The 734-nt window shown below is 71.7% G+C and carries 1 pseudogene; it reads left to right on the forward strand.

The features are described 5' to 3' along the window. Positions 1-734: pseudogene (locus ASJ79_RS25065) on the forward strand (hypothetical protein); the annotation flags it as partial.

Genomic DNA, 734 nt, shown 5'->3' on the forward strand with positions numbered 1-734 from the left:
AGAACACCCTCGACCTGCGCGAGCCGAAACCCGGGGATCCGCCCTACGTCGCGGTGCCGTACCTGGACCGGATGGACCCCGCCGTGCTGACCCACCACGCGCTCGGCGCCGGCGACCGGACGCTGATCACCACAGCCGCCGCGCAGGCCGGCCGTGCGGCCGCCCGGTCGGGCGCCCACACCCAGGCGTGCGAGTTCTTCCAGATCGCGCTCGACCGTGGCGGTCTGCTCGACAGCCGTGCCGAGGCCGAACTGCTCGAACAGCTCGCCGACGAGTACTACCTGACCGACCGTCTCGACGACGCGATCGGCGCGTGCCGTCGGGCGATGCGGATCCGCATGGACATGGACGCTCCCGTCGCGGTCAGCGCCAACCACCACTCGCTCGCGGTCTACGAGTGGTACAACGGCAACCGGACGGCGGCCGACCAGCACGTCACCGATGCCATCGCGGTGCTCGATCATGCTGCGGCGCAACGGGACCCGGCGTTGCCCTGTCAGCTGGGACACAGCTTCGCCATGCAGGCGTTCCTGGCCGTGCAGTCCACCCGGCTCGACGCCGCGGCCCGGGCGTTGGACCGGGCCCGCGAGATCGCCGCCGAGGCGCGCGATCCCGGCCTCCCGTTGCGCCGCAGCATGATCGAGCACCGCGATGGCATCGGTGACGTGCTGGTCGGCCGCCGTCCGGTTGCCGTTGTACCACTCGTAGACCGCGAGCGAGTGGCGATCGGACGG

Origin of the sequence: Mycobacterium sp. NAZ190054, assembly GCF_001545925.1 — a bacterium.
Lineage (GTDB): Bacteria > Actinomycetota > Actinomycetes > Mycobacteriales > Mycobacteriaceae > Mycobacterium.